16 protein-coding genes are annotated in these 15,924 nt (G+C 38.9%); 12 read left to right on the top strand and 4 right to left on the bottom strand.

What is annotated here, in order from left to right:
- Nucleotides 1-156: 156 nt before the first annotated feature.
- Together ACFP65_RS00375 and ACFP65_RS00370 are read right to left on the bottom strand one after the other, a co-directional pair.
- Entirely contained in the window at nt 157-759 is a 603-nt protein-coding gene (locus tag ACFP65_RS00375; RefSeq protein WP_379914820.1) for a hypothetical protein, read from the bottom strand.
- 192 nt (nt 760-951) lie between these two features.
- Nucleotides 952-1,506: a DUF3267 domain-containing protein gene (locus ACFP65_RS00370; RefSeq protein ID WP_379914818.1), complete on the bottom strand. Its 555-nt coding sequence runs from the start codon at nt 1,504-1,506 to the stop codon at nt 952-954.
- Between the two features lie 216 nt (nt 1,507-1,722).
- On the opposite strand from ACFP65_RS00370, the gene ACFP65_RS00365 reads away from it, so the two are divergent.
- The gene (locus ACFP65_RS00365; protein ID WP_379914816.1) at nt 1,723-2,613 is read left to right on the top strand and encodes a DUF4349 domain-containing protein; all 891 of its coding nucleotides are present in this window, start codon (nt 1,723-1,725) and stop codon (nt 2,611-2,613) included.
- A 170-nt stretch (nt 2,614-2,783) separates the two neighbouring features.
- Nucleotides 2,784-3,230 carry a DUF4385 domain-containing protein gene (locus ACFP65_RS00360; protein ID WP_379914814.1) on the top strand — a complete coding sequence of 149 codons (447 nt, stop codon included), beginning with the start codon at nt 2,784-2,786 and terminating at the stop codon, nt 3,228-3,230.
- Between the two features lie 63 nt (nt 3,231-3,293).
- On the opposite strand, the gene ACFP65_RS00355 is transcribed toward ACFP65_RS00360, so the two are convergent.
- Complete coding sequence (locus tag ACFP65_RS00355; RefSeq protein WP_379914812.1) at nt 3,294-3,527, bottom strand: hypothetical protein; 234 nt, start codon at nt 3,525-3,527, stop codon at nt 3,294-3,296.
- Nucleotides 3,528-3,674: 147 nt separating this feature from the next.
- On the opposite strand from ACFP65_RS00355, the gene ACFP65_RS00350 reads away from it, so the two are divergent.
- From ACFP65_RS00350 to ACFP65_RS00315, 8 genes are all read left to right on the top strand, one after another.
- Nucleotides 3,675-4,343 (top strand): response regulator transcription factor, encoded by a 669-nt coding sequence (locus ACFP65_RS00350; protein WP_379914810.1) that lies wholly within the window; start codon nt 3,675-3,677, stop codon nt 4,341-4,343.
- On the top strand, nt 4,333-5,334 hold the full coding sequence (locus tag ACFP65_RS00345; protein ID WP_379914808.1) for a sensor histidine kinase: 1,002 nt from the start codon (nt 4,333-4,335) through the stop codon (nt 5,332-5,334). The genes ACFP65_RS00350 and ACFP65_RS00345 overlap by 11 nt, the downstream gene beginning before the upstream one ends.
- A gap of 119 nt (nt 5,335-5,453) precedes the next feature.
- Entirely contained in the window at nt 5,454-6,224 is a 771-nt protein-coding gene (locus ACFP65_RS00340; protein WP_379914806.1) for an ABC transporter ATP-binding protein, read from the top strand.
- Nucleotides 6,214-8,223: an FtsX-like permease family protein gene (locus tag ACFP65_RS00335; RefSeq protein WP_379914804.1), complete on the top strand. Its 2,010-nt coding sequence runs from the start codon at nt 6,214-6,216 to the stop codon at nt 8,221-8,223. The genes ACFP65_RS00340 and ACFP65_RS00335 overlap by 11 nt, the downstream gene beginning before the upstream one ends.
- A 169-nt stretch (nt 8,224-8,392) precedes the next feature.
- Nucleotides 8,393-9,070, top strand: coding sequence for a response regulator transcription factor (locus tag ACFP65_RS00330; RefSeq protein WP_379914802.1), 678 nt, complete (start codon nt 8,393-8,395; stop codon nt 9,068-9,070).
- 1 nt (nt 9,071) lies between these two features.
- Nucleotides 9,072-10,067 (top strand): sensor histidine kinase, encoded by a 996-nt coding sequence (locus ACFP65_RS00325; protein ID WP_379914800.1) that lies wholly within the window; start codon nt 9,072-9,074, stop codon nt 10,065-10,067.
- A gap of 83 nt (nt 10,068-10,150) precedes the next feature.
- Nucleotides 10,151-10,834, top strand: a complete 684-nt coding sequence (locus ACFP65_RS00320; RefSeq protein WP_379914798.1) for an ABC transporter ATP-binding protein — start codon at nt 10,151-10,153, stop codon at nt 10,832-10,834.
- Complete coding sequence (locus ACFP65_RS00315; protein ID WP_379914797.1) at nt 10,831-13,437, top strand: ABC transporter permease; 2,607 nt, start codon at nt 10,831-10,833, stop codon at nt 13,435-13,437. Before ACFP65_RS00320 ends, ACFP65_RS00315 begins: the two co-directional genes overlap by 4 nt.
- 236 nt (nt 13,438-13,673) lie before the next feature.
- Here ACFP65_RS00315 and ACFP65_RS00310 read toward each other — a convergent pair whose 3' ends face one another.
- Entirely contained in the window at nt 13,674-13,847 is a 174-nt protein-coding gene (locus tag ACFP65_RS00310) for a hypothetical protein (protein WP_379914795.1), read from the bottom strand.
- A 191-nt stretch (nt 13,848-14,038) separates the two neighbouring features.
- On the opposite strand from ACFP65_RS00310, the gene ACFP65_RS00305 reads away from it, so the two are divergent.
- On the top strand, nt 14,039-14,239 hold the full coding sequence (locus ACFP65_RS00305) for a hypothetical protein (protein WP_379914793.1): 201 nt from the start codon (nt 14,039-14,041) through the stop codon (nt 14,237-14,239).
- Between the two features lie 219 nt (nt 14,240-14,458).
- Entirely contained in the window at nt 14,459-15,916 is a 1,458-nt protein-coding gene (locus tag ACFP65_RS00300; RefSeq protein WP_379914791.1) for a DUF5050 domain-containing protein, read from the top strand.
- Nucleotides 15,917-15,924: the final 8 nt, after the last annotated feature.

Here is a 15,924-nt window from a genome sequence, read left to right as displayed (position 1 = left end):
TAGATTTGGTGTGGTAACTTTAGTCTATCAGAGAATCTCGCTTGTTTCATTTTACATAAAAATAGTGCTGGCGAATTCTCACCAACACTAGATATTATAGAACCGATATTATACACTCTGGTTTCCTCTATTTTTGGTTATCGGTAAAAGTTAATTTTAAAACTTCTTCTTAGGATGCTTGTCTATAATCTCAGGATACTTCCCAAGTAAGGAAAGGCCGATAGACGTCAACATATAGCCGCGGACGTTTACTAGTGTTTCGAGCTCGTCTTCAAGATAGGCGCTTCTGACGCGGTCCATTAGTTGACCCTTAGTTAAAGTAGAAAAGCCAGTTGCATTTTTATCTTTCAGTAAAGCTTTTAATTGAGCAGCGTTCAGATGTGTCAGGGACTCCATTGCAGATAATTCTTTAGCATAGTGTTTTTCTAATACTTCTTCAAGTGCTTGTTCAGCATTGATTCCATATGTATATTCAAAGTATTTTGGAAAGCCACTTTCGTTTGTAAATGTTGAAAAGCTGATTCTCCAAAGTAGGATCAAGTGTCCTGGCAGAATACCTTCTTCTAAACGAATCATGTTTCTTTTCGGTACAAGTGAGGCTGAACCAATCTCAACGTCTTGTAACCAAGCATCCAAGTCACGATCCGGAGATAAATATGGCGCTTCATCATGCTGGTCATATAACGATAAAAATTTCTGCACGTTCTCGTCGCTTTGATCCAAATGCTGGTTTTGTAAGTCCATGTTACGTGTATTCATGATGAATCTCCTCCTTGATGAAATAACTGATTAGATTCCATCATACCAGATACGATACATAGAGACAAAAAGAAATACGTATGTTATCAGAAGTTTGATAAACAAAGTTTTAACATCCGATCTTCATTAATCTAAAGAACAAAAAATCATAAAGAGATCCCATTATTCCCTATACTGCTAGATAAATACACTTTAATCTTTCATATAAATAGACATACCTACTTCAGTATCTTGCACACGAATCTCTCCACCTTGTCTAGAAATCAAATAGACCCAGTAAAAGTCTCCGACACAACTAGCCGCATGGCAAGATGCTAGAAAAATCAATGGAATAGATGACTCCAGAGAAAATAATGCGTAACCCATGAGTGCTGAAGAAATCAAAACGAAAGGTGCCAGACAGATCAGAACAAACTGACTTCTCGTATAAAAAGAATTGGGACTTGTTGCATAAGCCAGTCCATTCTTGAATCCAAATTTCACTTTACCTTCTGGATGAAATAATTTAAAAAAAGCACCATGGATCAGTTCATGTACTACGATCAATAAGAAAAAGAATACTAAAAATAAAACGAAACCCATTAAACCAAAGCTCATGGATACACCAAAATCTTGGTCTCCAGAAAAGACATATAAAAAGGTTGTAAATAAAAAGATAAACAAAAAAATCAATGGGATAGAAAAAACATTCAGCCAGAAAATCACTTTCTTATTTTCCATCAGGTTGTAAGCTTTTATCAAGGTCATGCAGGATCATCTCTTTTCTCTTAGTTTATATGTACAGGTCACTTGGACCTTATAGTAAAAGTATAGAGGAATGAAAAACATTGAGCAATATAGAATGTGCTCGGATAATTAAGTGGATTACTAGTAGCGTCCTATTTAGAAAAGCGCTATCTATCTCGAAGTTCTTTTGATAAAATCGTATTAAGCAATACATAGTCTATCTAAGGGGGAAGTCTCATGTTCAAAAAGAAGTGGCTTGTGGCAGGGATAGGATTAGGAATGTTATTAGCGGCTTGTTCAGGGGAAACGGATCATTCGGGGGGCGATATGTCTACGGAAGGAGCTGTGACGAGCGATGAGTCAGGAGAGGTCTGGGATTCTGAAACAGAAGAAAGTGCAACGAATACGGATGTTGAAGGAAATCTGATTGGAGAAAGAGTCATCAGATCCGTTTATCGAGAGTATGAAACACTGGACTTTGAAGAAAGCAATACGTATATCATGGATAGGGTGACTGATTTTGGCGGATTTGTTGAGCAGTCCAATCAGTCTACTGGAAATTATATGGATGATTCGAACCGTGTGTATCGCGATGGGTATTATACTTTGCGTATTCCAACCGAATCGCTTGAAGGTTTTTTAGAACAGTTAGACGGTATCGATGCGATTAAACTAAACGAAAATGTGGGTACGGAAGATGTAACGCAAAACTATTCGGATACCGAATCCCGAGTCAATGTGCTCCGAAACAAGGAAGAACGATTGAATATCTTACTGGAACAAGCGGAATCAATTGAAGACATTATTCAGATTGAAAACAGCCTTTCAGAAACGATCTCAGAAAGGGAATCTTTGCAGACAGTATTAGATAACTATGATAGCCTAATGGATTATACAAGGGTCGAAGTTAGTCTTTCAGAACGTCCACGGATTTCTGGAGAACGAGAAAGTAGACCATTCCTTGAGCGCATTCAGGAAGCGCTCGTTGATTCAGCATATGCCTTTTACTATGTGCTACAAAATTTAATCATCGGTTTGATTTATGCCCTACCGTTTTTGATTGGAATTGGTTTGATCATCTGGATTGGCTACTACATTCATAAAAAGAGAAAAAGGCATAATAAATAGGTAAACCTATAACCCGAAGACGAGACCGCAAAAATATGGGACTTGTTTTCGGGTTTTCTACGTATAAGAACTAACGAAAACAGCAAAGTTGAATCGAACAGTGAATTAAAGTAGGGTAGAAGTAAGAGACACTCATCAACGGATTAAATAAAATAGACGAGGTGAAAAGAATGGCATTTGATTATGATTTGGATTTCGACACGATTGATTTTCGCGAACAACCAGAACTTTATAGAGTTGGTCGAGGGGAACAAGGGGTATTGATGGTAGAGCCTTATAAAGGCGAGATTCTTCCGCATTGGCGCTTTAAAACACCTGAGATTGCCAAAGAGTCTTCTGAAAAAATCTATCAAATGTATTTGGATTATAAGGAAGCTGGGGACTTTGTGGGAATGGACATGGCAAGGAAATTCATTCAAATGGGCTATACTCGCGCTCGTCGTTACGCGAATTACAAAGGCGGTAGAAAATATGGCAAAGACGGCGAAGTAAACGAACGGGATATCGATGAAGAAAAAGCAAAGTCCGCTGCTATTTTTGAAGAGAAATGGATTATCGTTCGAGAAGACGAAGACTATTTGAAACTTAAAAGAGCGCATCAGAAAAAATACGGTTAAATTTTTAAAAGACACCTTCGAATCCTTATACCATAGAGATTCGAGGGTGTCTTTTTTCAAACGTTATGTAGAATGCCGGTCATCGTATTTATCGAGTTCCAATTGATAAATAAACCACACGATTCGAGCAATAAACAAAAGAATCAAAATGGGCGCTATCTGAAAAAAGAAATTCCAGAACAAATAAAGATAATACAAAATATCTGCCATATAGTTGTTAGAGTATATCGAAAGTTCTTCCGAAATTACCGTAGAATCCTCTGTAGCAATCATCAATACTTGAAACAAGTGCATCATTATTCCCTCCTTTTCTGCCCAGTATAGCACAAGAAGAGCGTACGAAACGTTTTTAAGGAATAAATTTCCCTGTCTTGTTCTATCTGACCGCTATTTGTATAATAAACAAAAGCCTACCAGAAACAGACAACCAAAAAGGAGCTCCATATGATTAAAATCATGATTGTAGAAGATGACCAGACCATCGCAGAGTCTTTGAAATTAGAATTAGAAAAATGGCAGTATGAAGCTTTTTATATCAAAAATTTCCAATCTGTTCTAGAAACATTTACGACGGAACAGCCGCAACTTGTTTTAATGGATATTAATCTGCCCGCTTTTAACGGCTACCACTGGACACAGGAAATCAGAAGACGCTCCGACGTGCCTATTATCTTTATCTCATCACGAACAGATGATATGGATATGGTCATGGCCATTCAAATGGGCGCGGACGACTTTATTCAAAAACCCTTCAGCCTGACCGTTGTGATTGCCAAAATCCAAGCCATGCTGAGGCGGACCTACGATTACGCTGAAAACGAGAATTATCTTACAGTAGAAGATGTGATCCTAAAACCAGCAGAATCTTCCATCACCTTGGGAGACCAATCCATCGAACTCACCAAAAACGAAACGCAAATTTTGGAGCTCCTTTTTAGAAACAAGGGCACCTTTGTCACCAGAGAAACCATTATCACCAGACTTTGGGAAAACGAATCTTTTATCGACGACAACACACTAGCGGTCAATATCTCAAGACTTAGAAAAAAATTCAAAGAATTAGAAAAAGAAAACCTGATCAAAACAAAGAAAGGAGCCGGCTATGGCGTCTAATAAAATCGCTTTGACACGCGGCTTCCTGAACTATCTACGTCCACAGATTTTACTGTTTTTACTGCAGACACTCATTTTTGGAGCGGTCTATTTCTTGACCCGACAAGAGTCTAGAGTGTTCACGACGGCTTTTCAGATCTGCCTGCTGGTATTCATCCTATCAAGCGGAATTCAGTTTTACCTTTACGCAGCAAAAGTCAAAAGAGCCAAATCCACCCAATACGCAGAAACAGATGCATTTTTATCCAGTGACTATATCCACGAAATTTATGAAGAAAACTATATGAATCTGGAAGAGACCTTGTTGCGCAAAAAGCAAGCGGACATAGAAAAACAATCTGAAATGATGGATTACTTTTCCTTATGGATCCACCAAATCAAGACCCCGCTTTCTGCGATGAGTTTGATCCTACAACAACAAAAAGACCAAACACCCCAGCAACGTAAACTGGAACAAGAACTGATTCACGTCAATGATTATATTCACCTTGCCCTGAATTATCTGAAGCTAGAAGAGACCGGTAAGGAACTGGAAATCGAACGAGTCGATGTCGACGCAATTATTCGCTCCGTTCTGAAAAAATATGCCATCCTCTTTATCTACAACAAAATCAGTCTGGACTTTGAGCCTACAAATCTCGTAATCCAGTCAGACAAGAAATGGGTACAAGTCCTGATTGAACAGATTCTATCTAACAGCTTAAAGTACACAGAAACCGGCACCATCATAATCACAGCCACGCCAGACCAGAAGCTAATCATCGAAGATACTGGAAGTGGCATCAGCAAAGAAGACCTTCCTAAAATTTTTGAAAAAGGCTACACCGGATTGAACGGAAGGCTACATGACAAATCAACGGGGATTGGGTTATTCATTTCAAAAAAGATCACGCAGAGAATGAATATCACCCTGACCATCGATTCTGAACTAGGCAAAGGGACTCAAGCCATCATTGACTTCTCCAGAAAGGAAACGACCCTCTTTGAATAAGCGATGATTTCGAACCTTACAGATCTGTAAGGTTGCCTGAGAAATCGTAAGAATAGATAAATGCTCCGGCTCCAAGAAGATTATATGATGGGTATAACAAAAGAGAGGGGCAAATCACAATGGGATTTTTAGAAGTCAAACATATCAAGAAAGTCTATACAGGAAGACTAGGTGCTAAGGAAACGACCGCATTAAAAGACGTGCATTTTTCAGTAAACGAGGGAGAATTTGTTTCAGTCATGGGGGAATCTGGTTCGGGTAAGACGACCTTACTGAATCTACTATCGACACTCGATAAACCATCTGAAGGCGAGATTACTTTGGCGGGGACACCACTTACAACAATCAAAGAAAAAGAATTATCCAAATTTAGAAGAGAACAGCTAGGATTCGTATTTCAGGATTTCAACTTACTGGATAACTTTTCACTTAAAGACAACATCTTACTGCCACTTGTACTGGAACAGATGCCGGTAAAAGAAATGGAAGACAGGCTGAAACCACTTGTTGAAAAACTGGGTATCAGTCAATTAATCAACAACTATCCTTATGAAGTATCGGGCGGACAAAAACAAAGAGCGGCAGTTGCACGCGCACTGATTACAAAACCAAAACTGATTCTGGCTGATGAACCAACTGGAGCACTGGATTCAAAAGCATCTGAAATCTTAATGAATCTGTTCTCAGATATCCATGCAATGAATCAAACCATTTTGATGGTCACGCACAGTGCACGAGCAGCGAGCTATTCAAACCGTGTCTTATTCATCCGAGACGGGGAAGTTTATCATGAAATCTACCGCGGAGATCAATCAACGGAAGTTTTTATGGATAGAATCTCTCAAGCCTTACTGTTTTCATTCGATAGAGGTGAGCAAGATGGAATTTAAACTTGCCTTAAAACTGGCTACTCGAAATATGAAATCCAACAAACAGGTTTATATTCCTTTTGTTGTATCTTCTACGCTAACCGTGTCAATGTTTTACATGATCGCTTCATTGATTACAAATTCCTTTGTCACTGAACGAGGAGAATCTTTATCTCCACTTTTCAGACTCGGAGCCACCGTCGTAGCCATTTTTTCTCTTGTATTTATTCTTTACGCGAATAGTTTCTTAATGAAAAGACGGAAAAAAGAAATCGGACTATTCAATATTCTGGGACTGGAAAAAAGACATATTGCTAAAATCATCGCGATTGAAACGATTATGACTTTTACAGTCAGCTTAATAACAGGATTGATTACAGGTTCACTACTAGGTCAGTTGATGTTTTATGCCATTGACTTCATACTGATTTTACCGCAGAACTTCATCTTCACAGTAGGGATCTTACCGATCCTATTGACAGTAGCATTATTTGGAGTCATTTTTATCGTCACTTACTCGATCAACGTAGTGAACATTCAATTTTCGAACCCGATTGAATTGCTGAAAGGTGGACAATCAGGAGAAAAAGAACCGAAAAGCTCGCCAATTTTATTTGTCCTTGGACTAATTTCAATGGGCGCAGGTTATTATCTTTCTTTAACTATCAAGGATCCGATTCAGGCTATATTATTATTTACAGTAGCCGTAGTGTTAGTGATGCTTGGGACGTATCTTTTGTTTAATGCAGGAACGATTATCATTTTAAAAGCTTTAAAGAAAAGAAAAAACTTTTACTATCAACCAGGTCCGTTTATCTCGATTTCCGGAATGCTTTATCGTATGAAACAGCACGCGACAGGTCTAGCAAATCTCTGTCTACTATCAGCAATGGTACTCATTACAGTCTCTACAACGACAGCACTTTACGCTAGCGCTGAAAATCTGGTTAGGTTGGCCATTCCAGTAGAAAACACGTTAAATGTTTCAAATGTAGATGGTCTAAGTGAATCCGAGTTTGAAGAGACCAAAGTCGAACCGTTACTAAATATTGTGAGAGAAGAAACAGAAAATAGCGCGGTGGACATTGAAGACTTAAAGTCATACTCAAAAATGACTCTTTACGATAATCAGATTATCGATGATGAGCTGATTTATCGCTATTCAGGCAAGGCTGTAGAAGATGGAACTGTTGAGAACGTTAATACCGTCATGATGCCTCTACAAGATTATAATGCACTAACCGGTCAGTCTCTGACGCTTGAAAGTGGAGCGATCTATGTAGACGATCCTTCAGAAATGATCTCAGGCAATAGTTTAGACATTGAAGGGGTGGAGTATAGCATCAATCAACTGGATGATATACCGGATTATCTAGTTACGACAAATCCAAATTCGAATCAACTTCTAGTCGTTTTGCCGGACATGGATACCTTGATGTCTATCCGTAGCGTCATAAATGGCTATTTAACGGACTTCAAGGAAAGTGTCAGTAAAGAGATTATATGGTCAACGACAGGTTCTCAAACAGAAGAATTGACTTACGCTGAACATATGACAGAAGTGTTCAGAGATAGAAATTTTGGCTTTCCGTTTTATCAAAATAGAGAACAGTTTCGAATCGGATATTATGATATCACAGGTGGATTCCTGTTCCTTGGTATCTATTTAGGATTCTTGTTCGTTATTGGGACCGTTCTAATCACATACTTCAAGCAGATCTCTGAAGGATATGAAGATCGAGCAAGAATTCAGGCCATGCAGAAAGTTGGGCTGGATAAGAAAATGACGAGAAAAGCGACGCGCTCTCAAGTAGTCTGGATGTTCTTGTTGCCACTTGTGGTAGCGATCATTCACACGATCGTAGCGTATCCGATTTTGTTCCAGATGCTTTCTGCTATCGGACTCATCACACACACGCTGCTAGCGGGGACCGTTGTAATTGTAGCTCTGGCATTCAGTCTGATTTATGGTATTGTCTACCTGATCACATCGAAAATTTACTTGAAAATCGTTGAATAAGGTTAAAAGCGACACCTCCTCAAAACATCAGCTAATTGGCTGAGTGAAAAGAGGAGGTGTTTTTTCTACTTGTCAATCAATGATTGTTCATTGCATAGGCTATTTGTATAATAGGTGAGAATGATGCAAAGATGCTTATAGATAAATTTCATAAATTAAGAGGTGACTTATGCAATTATTGATCGTTGAAGACGACACTACAATCGCTACTGGTCTAGAATATGCGCTTCAAGGAGAAGGCTTCACGACTGTGCTCTGCCAAAATGTTACTGCTGGAAAAAGAGCGATTGAAACAACCGATTTTGATTTATGTCTGCTAGACGTTACACTGCCGGATGGTACGGGATATGAACTGTGCAAGCAAATCAGAGAAAAAAGCAATTGTCCGGTTATTTTTCTGACAGCACTGGAAGATGAAGTGAATGTGGTGATGGGACTGGATATGGGGGCAGATGACTATATCACAAAACCCTTCAGATTAAGAGAACTGATCTCCAGAATCCATTCTGTTTTAAGACGGTATCAGAAACCACAGGAAGCGTTAAGTGGGTACACGATTGGTCAGATCAGAGTGAATATGCAAGAAGCGAAAGTGTATAAAATGAATAGAGAAGTCGCACTGACGGCACTGGAATACAGATTGTTATTGACCTTTATTCAAAATGAAGGTCAAGTTTTGTCTCGGGCACAGCTGCTGGAAGGCATCTGGGATGTTGCGGGAGACTTTGTCAATGATAATACACTAACGGTTTATATTAAAAGGATTCGCGATAAGCTGGAAGACGATCCTCAGAAACCGCAAATCATCAAAACGGTCAGGGGACTCGGTTACAAGTTGGGAGACTAATATGTTTAGAAACAGAGGAATCAGAAAAATGTTAGTGAGTATGGTGGGGATTGCATTAATTGGTGTCCTCGTCATTGCTTGGATCAACCTATGTGCAGGCATTGTGGCGTTTTTTTCTATGAGTGGTTTGATTGGTATCAGTCTATATTTTAACCGTCAGCGTTATAAGGAGATTGAAACGCTATCCGGCTACTTGAGAACAATTAGTAATGGCCAGTATTCTCTTGATATAAGAGACAACGAAGAAGGAGAACTGAGTATTTTGAAGAACGAGATCTACAAAGTCACCTTGATGCTGTCCAAACAAAGCGACTATTTGAGTCAAGATAAAAAGCGTCTGGCAGATGCCTTATCAGATATTTCGCATCAGTTGAAAACACCTCTGACCTCGATGCTTGTGATGATCGATCTCTTGAGTCAACAAAATCTTACAGAAGAAAAACGAATGGAATTCACTGGAAATATTGAAAAACAGCTGGAAAGAATGGACTGGTTGCTCAGTTCTTTGTTGAAATTATCCAAGATCGATGCCGGTACCGCCATCTTTAAGAAGGAAAACGTGGTCGTAGAAGATTTAATTCGAGAGGCGCTCGCACCGCTACGGATTCCAATCGAATTAAAAAATCAGGAGCTTTTGATTACGGGTGGAAAAGAGGTAACTTTTTTAGGAGACCAGCAGTGGACCAGTGAAGCCCTCATCAATATCTTGAAGAATTGTATCGAACATACGCCTGAGGAAGGCCGCATTGGTATCTACTACAAAGAGAATCCACTATATACAGAAATGTTAATCGAAGATACGGGGAATGGCATTTCAAAAGAGGATCTTCCCAATGTCTTCAAGCGGTTCTATAGAGGCAAGAATGCGTCAGAAAATAGTATAGGGATCGGACTGGCGATGGCGCATACGATTGTTGAGAGTCAGCAGGGGTCGTTGGATGTAAAGAGTGAAGAAGGCAAGGGAACGCAGTTTACGATTCGGTTTCATAAACGTTAAAGTGACTAAACTGTCATAATGGAGTCACGGACGAGTCATCTTAGACAGGTATATTCAATATATAGATTAAAGGAGGGTATAAAATGGGCATTGTAAAAGTAGAAAACCTGTCTAAAGTATACGGAAGTGGAGAAACAGCTGTTAAAGCGCTGGATGATGTATCCTTAACGATTGAAAAAGGAGAGTTTGTTGCCATTGTTGGTGCATCCGGGTCCGGTAAATCGACTTTGATGCATATGCTTGGAGGTGTCGATCATCCAACAAGTGGAAAAGTGTGGATTGAAGATACTGATATTTATGAATTAAATGAGACGCAATTAGCGATTTTTAGAAGAAGACAAATTGGATTGATTTATCAATTTTTCAACTTGATTCCGGTATTGAATGTCAAGGAAAATATGACCTTGCCCTTACTCTTAGATGGACACGAAGTGGATCAGAAGAAGTTTGAGCAAATTATAAAGTCACTCAAGTTGGAAGAAAGACAAACGCATTTACCGAATCAACTATCCGGTGGTCAGCAGCAGCGTGTCTCGATTGGTCGTGCGCTGGTCAGTAACCCGGCGATTATGCTGGCGGATGAGCCCACAGGGAATCTAGATAGCAAGAATAGTGAAGAGATTATGTCTCTACTCAAACACTTCAACAAGACGTTCAGCCAGACATTGGTCATGATCACGCATGACGAAGAGATTGCGTTGATGGCGGATCGGATCATCGCGATTGAGGATGGACGGATCATCAGAGATGAGAGGATCCGCTCATGACAATCGTACAAAAGCTAGCGATAAAGCAATTATGGTTAAACAAAAAACGTTCTTTGATCACAGTTATTGGGGTCATAATTTCAGTAGCTATGATCACGGGTGTGATTACGCTGGGCTTGTCTTTTATTAATCTCTTGCAGCGTCAGGTGATTTCAAATGAAGGCGAATGGCACTTTTCTTACTCAGACATAAATGCTACTCAGTTGGAAGCTATCGAACAAGATCCAAACCAAAGAGATATTTTGATCAGTCAAGACGAAGGCTTTGCGGAATTTGAAGAAAGCACAAACCCTGATCGTCCTTATTTACTAGTTCGCAATTATAATAAAACAGCCTTTGAAACCTTTCCGATTCAATTGAAAGAAGGCAGACTACCAACACAGTCAAACGAATTACTGGTCTCTGATTCTATCAGTAATCAAGACGCCTTCACCTACGAAATTGGTGATACGATTGAATTGGAACTAGGTCAGAGAGTACCATCAGATGACCCTTCTAGAAGGTTAACACAAGAAGATGCACTAGTAGACTTCGATGGCGTAACAGAGTCATTGACGATTGAAGAAACCGTTGTTTACACGATTGTGGGTACAATGGAAACACCTTTTTTTGAGAATAGCTGGAATCCGGGCTATGTATTTTTATCCTACAAAGATGAGCAGATGATAACGGGTGACCAGAAAACAGACGCTTATATTAGGATGGATCATTTGAATCAATCCTCTCCGGAATATATCGCAGAATTTGCGGAAACCCAAGGTATCGGAGCGGTTGGTTCGCATGGGAATTTACTGAGATATTATGGCATTCTTTCTCAGGACCGAACACGTAATATGCTGATCAGTTTGTCAGCAATTGTCATTGTCATCATTGTGATTGGATCTGTCTCACTGATTTACAATGCCTTTGCGATTTCTGTTTCAGAGCGGGCAAGACAGCTTGGAATGTTGTCTAGTATCGGAGCAACGAAGCGTCAAAAACGCAATGTAGTCTTTTTCGAAGGCGCATTGATCGGCGCTGTTAGTTTTCCGATTGGAGTCATCGTTGGATATGCAGGCATTGCATTGACATTTTTAGTCTTTAATTCATTGATTCAACAAGCAATCGATACCACAGAAAGTTTACGTGTCGTCTTTTCTCCTTGGACAATCTTGACTGCTTTGGTAATTTCGATCAGTACGCTGTTTCTATCGACCTATCTACCGGCAAAAAAAGCGTCTGAAATAACCGCTATTGAAGCCATTCGTCAGACTCAGACAATCAAATTATCCAATAAGACCATTCGTACACCTAAACTAGTACGCAAGCTATTTGGGATAGAAGGGGAACTGGCTTCAAAAAATATCAAAAGAAACCGTTCTGGCTACCGAGCGATTGTGTTTTCACTGAGTATCAGTGTTGTATTGTTTCTGACAATCTCTTATTTTGCATCGAGCTTGGCAAAATCAAATGAATTATTGGAGCAAGGTGTGAATTACGATGTCGAGGTCACTTTGAATCGAAGTGGGAAGGAATCAATCGACCCAGAGCTGTTCTCTAAATTGACAGTACTAGATGAAATTGATCAAGTAACAGCCATCAGTTGGATTTCTGGTACTTCATGGATTGAAGAAGACAAAATCGCTGAAGAACTTGTTGGTTATGGACAGTTAGAAGACGGAAAATATCCTTATAGTCTAACGATTCATGGACTGGACACGGAAACGATGAAAGGCTACGCTTCAGCTAACAGCGTAGCGTACGAATCGATGATCAATACAGAAGATCCGTTGATGATCGTTCAGGAAACCATCCAATATTTAACAGAAGATGGAGAAGAAAATATTGTCGAAACAAAAGCGTTGAACGCAGAAGTCAATGACGAAATCGTACCTGAAATCTATACTCTTGAAACAGAAAGCTATTTAAGGTTACCTGCTTTAAAAATTGTAGCTTTAGCAGATACATCTCCAATAGGTATTTCAAACAATATTCCACTTGGTACGTTGAACGTATTTGTTTCAGAAGAAGTTTTCAACACTTTAGTAGATAATGACCTAGTAACCGATGAATTCATCGAACGAGCAGTCTATTACCAAAGTGAACAGGCACAATTACTAGAAAACAAATTAGAAGATATTCAAAAAGATTCGGGAGACACGGGTTTTTCTATCTACAATAGACAAAGAGCGAAACAAAGAGGCGAACAAATCATTCTCTTAGGCTACGTTTTCTCAAATGCCTTCGTGGTTCTGATTACTTTGATCTGTATCGCTACGATCTTCAATACGATTTCTACGAGTATTTCACTCAGAAAAAGAGAATTTGCGATGCTGAGATCAATGGGAATGGCACCGAAAAGTTTTACTAAAATGATTCAACTAGAAAGTATATTCTATGGATTAAAAGCACTCCTTTATGGACTGCCGGTTAGTTTCCTAATGATCTACGCGATTTATCAAGTATGGCGTACCAGATTCCAATTTGCTTTTGAGATACCTTGGATCCCAATAATCTTAGCCGTCATCAGTGTATTCGTGATCGTCGGACTAGCCATGATCTATTCCAGTAATAAAATCAAAAAAGATACCATTGTCGATGGATTGAAACAAGAGAATATTTAAACGGAAAAATACAATCCAAGCCGTTCAGTTGAGTTATTCTGACTGAACGGCTTTTGTTTTCATTAAGCATTGTGCCGTGTTTTCTTGAATGGTATAGTTTTATAAGTCAGTCTGTTTATGTCTTAAAAGATATACATACTTACATAGCTTTTAGGATATTTTGTAGCCCATTTGAAGGGGTTCTATCGTACTAATAACTTAAAAAGCAAGAGACACCGACTAGGTATCTCTTGCTTTTATGACTGTTCACTATCGGAATATGTACGGTGTTCTTTGCTTTCCACTGAATTTGCAATTCGATCCAGTGATTTTGAAATCTTGTAAATCATAACGCCGAAATAAATTACAATGAGCGGCATAACGAATAAAGGTATCAATGAAAGCAAACTAAAATAATCTATAAAATCCATAAGTTTTACACCTCCTATTTCGAAGTACATTATTCACGAGAATTTATCGAGGTACTTTTATTCTCTAATAAAAGCATAGAGCAAACCAATACTCATATCAATTGATAACGGTTTTTGTATTTGATTTATAGGTGTTATAATAACCAAAACTACACTATTTAAATCTAGGTTAGAGAAGGAGCGACTTGAACATGATGCCTACAAGAGATAACGGGTACACCAATATAGTGATGCTAGTGGCGACGGTCGTAGGTGCGATTAGTGGAACAATCCTTGGACTTCTTTTTGGTCGAATGTTACTCGGTACATTTATCGGCGGCGGACTAGGATATGCAATTGGAACGTTGATTTATTTCTTGAAAGTTAAAGAAGATATCAATAAACACAAATAGAACAGGTTTAAAGTAAAAGTATTGTAATAGAACTCGAAGACTTCACAACATCTGTGTGAAAGCTTCGGGTTCTTTCTGATTTTATAGATGAAACAAACAGTACGATTCTGTTCACATTTCAAACAAAAAGCGGTTACGTAACAGTAAGCTTTTTTGATAGAATAGAGAAAAGATAAAATCGTACTATTTTTTTCAGCTTTTACTATAGGGGGAGAAAGTGTGGAGAAACTTAAAAATGAGTTAAATATCGCGATCAGGGGAATCGTGTTTATATTTATACCAGTAACGGCATTGATCTATGTACTTTACGGACTTGTATTTAAAACGGAACTCAATATCTTTACCTTTGAATTGGCTGCATCTCTATTTTTATTTTCAAACTGGATGACTGACAAATACAAACAAAATAATATTGAAATACCGCTGGAAAATATAAGAGAACTAGAGGACGTTATTCAAGAAGGGAAATGGGAGCTTCTGGATCGACGCCGCGACCAGCTCTTAATTAGACCGAGCTTTGATTATCCGTTCAGTCTTGTCGTGCCGGACCAAATCACGATTCACAATACATATAAAAGAGCCATCATCGAAGGACCTAACCACTACATCAGCTTATTAAGCGAGCATTTTAAAGGAGATCAAACAGTCTGGTCCAGAAAATGGTCAAGGTTTAAAATCCTAGCCTCAGGATTCGTCTTATTTTTACCCCTGTTTCTAGATTCGGGGATCCTCTGGGAAAGCAAGGTCCTTTATCACAATGTCTTCGCAACGACTCAAGAACCAGTCGAAGGCGTTGATGAACGTACACAGGGTAATCTGGTAGAGAATATCAAAAATTCGGGCATCGCCGTAGAGAGCGAGTCCTACATCTTTTACGTGGAAAATGACAACCAGATCGTTAGAACAGATAAAGACTTTCAGAACAAGGAATACCTGACAGAAGTAGACAACTATTTTGATAATAGGGACTTGAATATTGTTGGGGACTGGTTGTATTACGTAGATGGTGAATCTATCAAAAGAATTCAGTTTGATGGAACAGACAAAGAAACGATTTTCGATATAGATTGTCCATATAACATGCAGATTCAAGGGATCTGGATTTACTTTATTAGTATGAATGCTCATTCAAATATTTACCGAATGAATCTAAATGGGAAAAATCTTGAACGGTACCTAGATGTGTACGCTACAGAATTCACCTTGTACGATGATCATATGCTGTTCAGTCATGGAGCAGATGAATATGATTACCGCCAGACAGTTGAAAGGATAGACTTGAACGATCAATCTCGAACCGTTTTATTTCAAGGAAACAATTCTGGTCTAATCGAATGGGATGGTTACTATTATTATACGAACGATAATTCAAAACTGATTCGAAGAAAAATCTCGGAGCCAGCAGAACCAGAAGTAGTCACGAATGCCTTGATTTCAAGCTTTACCATCACTGAAAATGGAATCTATTACGGACTTGACCGAGCTTATCAATCAGGAATGTATAGAATCGACCTAGACGGACAAAACGAAGAAAAACTCAATGTGAAATCTAACTTGATCGATGGACTGAATAAAGTGGGAGACGCCGTGATCTTTCGAATCAACAACATGAACGATGAACCGACTATCAGAAAACTAGACCCCAAAACAGGAGAGATCACAGATATAGAAGCATAAATCTTCGG

The organism is Marinilactibacillus sp. GCM10026970, from assembly GCF_042660675.1.
In the GTDB taxonomy this organism is placed as follows: Bacteria; Bacillota; Bacilli; order Lactobacillales; family Carnobacteriaceae_A; genus Marinilactibacillus.
This window is presented reverse-complemented; position numbering and strand designations above follow the sequence as displayed.

Bases quoted from the DNA above. Each gene is read 5' to 3' on its own strand.
- ACFP65_RS00365 (WP_379914816.1), top strand. From the start codon at position 1,723: ATGTTCAAAAAGAAGTGGCTTGTGGCAGGGATAGGATTAGGAATGTTA.
- ACFP65_RS00375 (WP_379914820.1), bottom strand. From the start codon at position 759: ATGAATACACGTAACATGGACTTACAAAACCAGCATTTGGATCAAAGC.
- ACFP65_RS00330 (WP_379914802.1), top strand. From the start codon at position 8,393: ATGCAATTATTGATCGTTGAAGACGACACTACAATCGCTACTGGTCTA.
- ACFP65_RS00345 (WP_379914808.1), top strand. From the start codon at position 4,333: ATGGCGTCTAATAAAATCGCTTTGACACGCGGCTTCCTGAACTATCTA.
- ACFP65_RS00320 (WP_379914798.1), top strand. From the start codon at position 10,151: ATGGGCATTGTAAAAGTAGAAAACCTGTCTAAAGTATACGGAAGTGGA.
- ACFP65_RS00315 (WP_379914797.1), top strand. From the start codon at position 10,831: ATGACAATCGTACAAAAGCTAGCGATAAAGCAATTATGGTTAAACAAA.
- ACFP65_RS00310 (WP_379914795.1), bottom strand. From the start codon at position 13,847: ATGGATTTTATAGATTATTTTAGTTTGCTTTCATTGATACCTTTATTC.
- ACFP65_RS00305 (WP_379914793.1), top strand. From the start codon at position 14,039: ATGATGCCTACAAGAGATAACGGGTACACCAATATAGTGATGCTAGTG.
- ACFP65_RS00325 (WP_379914800.1), top strand. From the start codon at position 9,072: ATGTTTAGAAACAGAGGAATCAGAAAAATGTTAGTGAGTATGGTGGGG.
- ACFP65_RS00340 (WP_379914806.1), top strand. From the start codon at position 5,454: ATGGGATTTTTAGAAGTCAAACATATCAAGAAAGTCTATACAGGAAGA.
- ACFP65_RS00360 (WP_379914814.1), top strand. From the start codon at position 2,784: ATGGCATTTGATTATGATTTGGATTTCGACACGATTGATTTTCGCGAA.
- ACFP65_RS00350 (WP_379914810.1), top strand. From the start codon at position 3,675: ATGATTAAAATCATGATTGTAGAAGATGACCAGACCATCGCAGAGTCT.
- ACFP65_RS00370 (WP_379914818.1), bottom strand. From the start codon at position 1,506: ATGACCTTGATAAAAGCTTACAACCTGATGGAAAATAAGAAAGTGATT.
- ACFP65_RS00335 (WP_379914804.1), top strand. From the start codon at position 6,214: ATGGAATTTAAACTTGCCTTAAAACTGGCTACTCGAAATATGAAATCC.
- ACFP65_RS00355 (WP_379914812.1), bottom strand. From the start codon at position 3,527: ATGATGCACTTGTTTCAAGTATTGATGATTGCTACAGAGGATTCTACG.